7 protein-coding genes are annotated in these 5,667 nt (G+C 72.1%); 5 read left to right on the top strand and 2 right to left on the bottom strand.

Features of this window, described 5'->3' with window-relative positions:
* Window positions 1–1,199: arginine deiminase (locus tag KBX53_RS20215; RefSeq protein ID WP_210861019.1), on the bottom strand; the 1,199-nt coding region annotated here is incomplete at its 3' end.
* A gap of 163 nt (window positions 1,200–1,362) precedes the next feature.
* Between KBX53_RS20215 and KBX53_RS20220 the strand changes: the two genes are divergently transcribed.
* The 5 genes from KBX53_RS20220 (at window position 1,363) to pheA (ending at window position 4,860) form a co-directional block, all read left to right on the top strand.
* The gene (locus tag KBX53_RS20220) at window positions 1,363–2,100 is read left to right on the top strand and encodes a hypothetical protein (RefSeq protein ID WP_030331709.1); all 738 of its coding nucleotides are present in this window, start codon (window positions 1,363–1,365) and stop codon (window positions 2,098–2,100) included.
* Between the two features lie 167 nt (window positions 2,101–2,267).
* Window positions 2,268–2,726, top strand: a complete 459-nt coding sequence (locus KBX53_RS20225) for a hypothetical protein (protein ID WP_030331711.1) — start codon at window positions 2,268–2,270, stop codon at window positions 2,724–2,726.
* Window positions 2,727–2,801: 75 nt separating this feature from the next.
* The gene (locus KBX53_RS20230; protein ID WP_210861021.1) at window positions 2,802–3,191 is read left to right on the top strand and encodes an ACT domain-containing protein; all 390 of its coding nucleotides are present in this window, start codon (window positions 2,802–2,804) and stop codon (window positions 3,189–3,191) included.
* Between the two features lie 84 nt (window positions 3,192–3,275).
* Window positions 3,276–3,893, top strand: coding sequence for a hypothetical protein (locus KBX53_RS20235; protein ID WP_309140815.1), 618 nt, complete (start codon window positions 3,276–3,278; stop codon window positions 3,891–3,893).
* 10 nt (window positions 3,894–3,903) lie between these two features.
* Complete coding sequence (pheA, locus tag KBX53_RS20240; protein ID WP_210861023.1) at window positions 3,904–4,860, top strand: prephenate dehydratase; 957 nt, start codon at window positions 3,904–3,906, stop codon at window positions 4,858–4,860.
* 91 nt (window positions 4,861–4,951) lie between these two features.
* On the opposite strand, the gene KBX53_RS20245 is transcribed toward pheA, so the two are convergent.
* Window positions 4,952–5,662 carry an AIM24 family protein gene (locus tag KBX53_RS20245; RefSeq protein ID WP_247675924.1) on the bottom strand — a complete coding sequence of 237 codons (711 nt, stop codon included), beginning with the start codon at window positions 5,660–5,662 and terminating at the stop codon, window positions 4,952–4,954.
* Between the last annotated feature and the right edge of the window lie 5 nt (window positions 5,663–5,667).

Here is a 5,667-nt window from a genome sequence, read left to right on the forward strand (position 1 = left end):
GGCTCGCGGGTGATCGGGCAGGACATGCAGCGCGGCCCGCCCCGGCCGGAGCCCAGCTCGGACCCGGCGATCGGGATCACCTCGATGCCGGCCCGCTCGAGTTGGGCGTTCGTCTCGGTGTTGCGCTCGTAGCCGACGCAGAGCCGTGGGGCCAACGCGAGGGTGTTGTTGCCGTCGTCCCACTGCTCGCGTTCGGCGGTGACCGGATCCAGCCCGGTGTCGATGACCCGGAGCAGGTCGAGGTCCATCGCGTCGGCGGCGGCCCGCAGGAACGGTGCCGGCCCGTCCACCCGCGGGTCCTCGCCGTCCCCGCCGGCGATCACCGTGTACGCGGACAGCGTGCTCGCGATGTTGGGATACATCAGCACGGCATCCACGTCGACCATCGTGCACACGGTGTCCAGGTGCATGGTGGCGCGCTCCTGGGCGATCGGCACCACCAGGATGGTGTGGGCCAGCCCGGCGGCGAAGACCTGCCGGCCGAGGCGCTCGGCGCCGGCCGGGGTCGTCCGCTCGCCCACCCCGACCGCCAGCACCCCGGGTGCGAGCAGCAACACGTCGCCGCCCTCCAGGTGCTCCAGGCTGGGGCGGTAGACGAACTCGGTGCCGGCGAACCGGGGGTGGTGGCGGTAGATGGCGTCGGTCAGTGTGGTTTCGCGGCGGCGGGCCGGCATGGCCAGGCTGGTGACACCCACCCGGTCGCCGATCCACAGCGACGAGTCGCGGGTGAACAGCAGGTTGGGCAGCGGGTCGATGACGAAGTCGTGTCGGTCCATCAGCGTGTAGACCAGCCCACCCGGCCGCTCCGAGCTGATCCGCAACTCCTCGTGGGCCAGCCCGGCGGTGAGCACGTCGGCCAGGGCGGCCGGGTCCAGGTAGGAGAGATGGTCGGCGACCCGGGCGCGCAGGGTGTCGCCGAGCCGTGGGGAGCGCAGCACCTCCTCGGTCAGCTCGGCCCGGGCGTCCTCGACGGCGAGCGTCTCGGCCAGCAGGGTGGCCAGGTAGAGCACCTCCACGCCGCGCTCGCGCAGGGCGGCGGCGAACGCGTCGTGCTCCTCCTGGGCGCGTCCCACCCAGGGGATCGCGTCGAACAGGAGCGAGTCGTTGTTGCGTGGGGTGAGCCGGGCCAGTTCGGGGCCGGGCCGGTGCAGCAGTACGGTGCCGAGCCGCCCGACTTCACTGTCGACGTAGTGGGTCACTCCCGCAGCGTAGGGCAGGGTTTAGCGGCATCCGAGAAAAGAACTGTGGATGAATATGGCATTCATCCACAGTCACTCCGGCGTTCCGGCTTGCCGAACACCGGTAGTGGCAACGTAGGGTAGTGAGGACATAACTTCGAGGGACCTTTTGCCGGAGGTCGCGATGACTGTCTTTCCCGCACGACGAGCCGTACCGTCCGCTCGGGCACTGCCGCCCGTCGCGGTGCCACACCCCCGCGTCGAGGCGCCGGGGGTTCTGGAACCGGTCCGTCCGACACCGCTCGAATGGGCCCGCCGTCGTCGGGCCGAGCGGGGTGCCCGCCGCCTGGAGGCGGCCGGGGCACGGGCGTTGGGCCAACTCGACCATCTCGGGCCCGCCTGGCACGTGATCGAGTGGCCGCGCACAGACGTGACAGACGTGCTCGACCGCGGGCAGGACGACCGGGCCGGGTTCCTCGCCATCGGGCCGAGCGGTCTCTTCGCCGTGACCATCGCCGACCACGGCCGGGCCAGGGTGCTCGTCGCCGGCGACGTCGTGCAGATCAACGGCAAACGGCCCCCGTACGTGGCCGAGTCCCGCCGGGACGCCAAGCGGGCCAGCAAGGCCCTCTCCGACGCGGTGGGGCTGCCCGTCCCGGTGACGCCGGTGCTGACCTTCGTCGGCTCCGGCGTCATCAGCGTCTACGGCCTTCCGAAGGACTGCCTGATGGCCACCCACCGGGAACTGGACCGGTTGCTCGTGGCCGGAGGCAGCCGGATCAGCCCGGCCACCGCCGAAAAGCTCTCCCGGGTCGCACAGCACCCCAGCACCTGGCTGAACGGCACGTACCGTCCAACGGCCGACTACCGGTGGTACGACGAGGGCCGAACGGCCGCTGACAAGCCGGCCCACCGCCGGTAACGTCACCGGCGACGCCACGCGGCTCCGGTCCCCCTTCACCTCACCGGTCTCCGCGCCGTCGCCGGTCGCCTCGGTCAACCCCGCGCGGCCCGGTGACCCGGTGCGCTCGGTGATTCCGTCGGCGACCCGCTAGCGTGGACAGTCGATCGGTGCACATAGGAGGCGCGGTGGCCCACGTCGAACTTTCGCTCTCGGAAGCGTTCGTGCCGGCGGCGCGGGCCTCGACAGAGCCGGAGTCCGACAACGTCGGCCAATGGTCGTCGACAGTCTCCCGGGCCGATGAGCCGTGTCTGCTGATCGACGCCGACACCCGGGTGGTGGCGATCTCCACGGCCGGCTGCGACCTGCTCTGCCTCGGCGAGCCGGACGGGCTGATCGGCCGACCGCTGCTCGACGGCGGGCTGCGCCTGCTCGACTTCACCGCCAACCGGGGCGAGCTGACCGAAGCCGAGATCGACAAGATCCCGCCCCTGCTGGCGCTCTCCTCCGGCCGGCTGGCCCGTGGGCTGCTCCGGGTGCAGGCCGCCTCGGCGAACAGCTCCGACGCGACAGTCGACGCGATCTCCACCCCGCTGCTCACCGACGGCACCGTGGCCGGTTCACTCACCTTCTTCTCCGAGGTCTGACCTGCGGCGGAGTGTGTCGTGTGCCGCACGCGGCGTTGCCCGGGCGGGCCCGCCGGAAGGCCGTAGGGTGCCTTCATGCTCGATATCGCCCTGTTGCCGGGGGAATACGCTGTGTGCCGGATGGCCGCCGGCAGCACCCTGCCGTACGCGCTGTCGAGCGGGCTGCGCGGCGCTGACGTGGTGACGGTGAGCTGGACCTCCGACGGCATCTCCGTGATCTGCCCGATCGACCGGGCACCGGCACAGGCCGTACTGGAGACGACCTGGCGTTGTCTGCGGGTCAGCGCCCCGGTGGCGCTGGCCGGCGCCGGCAGCCTGGCCGCGCTCGTCGACCCGCTCGCCGAGGCCCGGGTCAGCGCCGTCACGTTCTCCACGTTCGACACCGACTATCTGCTGGTGCCGACCGTCCGGCTGACCGAGGGAACGGCGGCCCTCCAGCGTGCCGGGCACCGCGTCACCGGTTGACCTTCACCCGATCGGCCGCTCACCCTACGATGGGCTCGGCCACCCCGGCCGCGACGAATTCTCCGATGTCCCGAGGATCGGCCCGTGCCGTTCACCCCACCCCACCCCGCTCCCCCCGCACCGCAGGCGACGATTCACCCCCCACCGGCGACTGACGAGCGAGCAGCGCATCGCGTACCCACGCCGGCCATCACCCGGGTCCTGCCGATGGTGCTCGCCGTCGCGGTGCTGGCCGGCTGCGGTGCCCCACCCGGGCTGGGAGAGCCGACGGGCGTGGCCACGCACACCGCGAGCCCGACGACACCCGCCCCGAGCACCGCACCCACGACCACGCCGCCCACCGCACCGCCGCTCGCCACTGTGACGCCCACCGCGGACGCCGGGTTGGTCGCGACCGCGTGCCGCAACGGGCCGACCGGGCAGCGGGTGCTGCAACTCTTGCGCGGCCAGGCCGGAGTGCTTCCAGCGAACGTCCGGGTGCGGGTCCGCACCGGGCCACTCTGTGCCGGCGACTGGCAGTTCACGGTGCTGGAGGTGAGCGGGCACGAGGAACTCCAGGTGGTCACCCGGGGCAGGGCCAGCGCCCCGGTGCTGGTACCCGCCGGCACCGACGTCTGCACCGTCGAGGTACGCGCCGTCAGTCCGGCCGGGATCCCCACCCAGGCCTGTGACGCCGGCCCGGCCAACGGGCCAGGTGCGTAGGCTGATCGGCATGCCGGGAACACCGCCGACGCGATTCGTCTACCTGGGGCCGGAGGGCACCTTCGCCGAACAGGCCCTGCGCTCCCTGCCCGCCGCCGAGCGCGGCACCCGTACACCCGCCCGGAGCGTCGGCGAGGCGCTGGACAGCGTCCGGGCCGGCGACGCCGACGCCGCGCTGGTGCCACTGGAGAACTCGATCGGCGGCGCGGTGGGCGTCACGCTGGACGAGATGGCCGAGGGCGAGCCGTTGGTGATCACCCGGGAGGTGGTCCTGTCGGTGGAGTTCGTGCTCGCCGCGCGACCCGGCACCTCGCTGACCGAGATCCACACCGTGGCGGCCCACCCGCAGGCGTCCACCCAGTGCCGGGGTTGGCTGCGCGACCACCTGACCGACGCCGTGGTGGTCGATGTGCTCTCCAACGGCGCGGCCGCCGCCGGTGCCGGCACTGGCGAGTACGACGCGGCGATCTGCGCGCCGATCGGCGCCTCCGGGCACCGGCTCACGACACTCGCCGACAAGATCGCCGACCACCCTGACGCGGTGACCCGGTTCGCGCTGGTGTCCCGCCCCGGGCCGCCCCCGCCGCCGACCGGTGACGATCTCACCTCGCTCGCGGTCTATATCGCCCACGACCGGGTCGGCGCGCTGCTGTCCGTGCTGATGGAGCTGGCCGTCCGGGGCGTCAACCTGACCCGGATCGAGTCCCGTCCGACCGGCGAGGCGCTGGGCCGCTACGTCTTCTTCCTGGACTGCACGGGCCACGTGGCCGACGTACGCCTGGGCGAGGCGTTGCAGGGGCTCCGTCGGGTCTGTGCCGACGTCCGCTTCCTGGGCTCCTATCCCCGGCACCGATGGGCCGGGACGGCGGGCCAACGCCCGGTCCCCGCGCCGGCGGGCCTCTCCGACGTCGACTACGCCGACGCGGCGGCCTGGCTGACCCGACTACGTACCGGTGAGCTGACCTGACCGGCCGGGCGCCCCCGAGGACCGGGAGCGCCCACGCCGCCGTGGACGGCTCAGCGCCGCTGTGGTGGTCAGCTCAGCGCCGCCGTTGTGGTCAGCTCAGCAGGCCGCCGAGCAGGCCGCCCTCCTGCTGCTGCTGACCGCTGCCCATGACCGGCGGCTCCTCGGACGGCTGCACCACGACGAAGCCCTGACCGGCGAAGCTCATGGTGAACGACTCACCGGTGCGACGGCCGAGCAGGGTTCCGAGGCCGAGCTGCTCGGCCCGGTGGTAGCCGGTCTGGAGGTTGGCCGACCAGCAGACGGCGGCCTGCGGGTCGACGTACGTCGGGGCGTCCACGTTGAGCACGACCGGGGTGCCCTTGGTGGTGATGGCGATCCGTCCGTAGCCGCTGAAGACACAGTTGAAGAGGCCGGACGATGACGCCATCCCGGCACCGCCGACCATCCTGATGTCGTACTGGAGGGTGGAGTCGAAGGCGAGCACGCTGCTGCCGTTGATGGAGAGGGCGTCGCCCGGCTCCAGGTCGATGATGTGCACGTCCTTGGCCAGCTCGGCGAGGAAGACGTCACCCTGGCCGGAGACCTTCATCAGCGGGACACCCTCGCCGGTGAGCTTCTGCTTGAGGAACTTGCCCAGCCCGCCCGAGCCCAGCGCCTGGAACTGCACATTGCCCTGGTAGGCGACCATCGACCCGACCCGGGCCATCGCCTCGCCGTTGAGCTCGATCTTCAACATCTTGGAGTTCTGCAACCGCATGCCGGGCTGCGCGGACTCCTTCTCCAGATTCTCCGTGGAGAACAGCTCGC

This window comes from Micromonospora sp. M51 (genome assembly GCF_018070305.1).
In the GTDB taxonomy this organism is placed as follows: domain Bacteria; phylum Actinomycetota; class Actinomycetes; order Mycobacteriales; family Micromonosporaceae; genus Micromonospora; species Micromonospora parva.

Excerpts from the sequence above, each read along its gene's own strand:
- pheA (WP_210861023.1), top strand. The coding sequence starts at position 3,904 with ATGCCGGGAACACCGCCGACGCGATTCGTCTACCTGGGGCCGGAGGGC.
- KBX53_RS20230 (WP_210861021.1), top strand. The coding sequence starts at position 2,802 with ATGCTCGATATCGCCCTGTTGCCGGGGGAATACGCTGTGTGCCGGATG.
- KBX53_RS20220 (WP_030331709.1), top strand. The coding sequence starts at position 1,363 with ATGACTGTCTTTCCCGCACGACGAGCCGTACCGTCCGCTCGGGCACTG.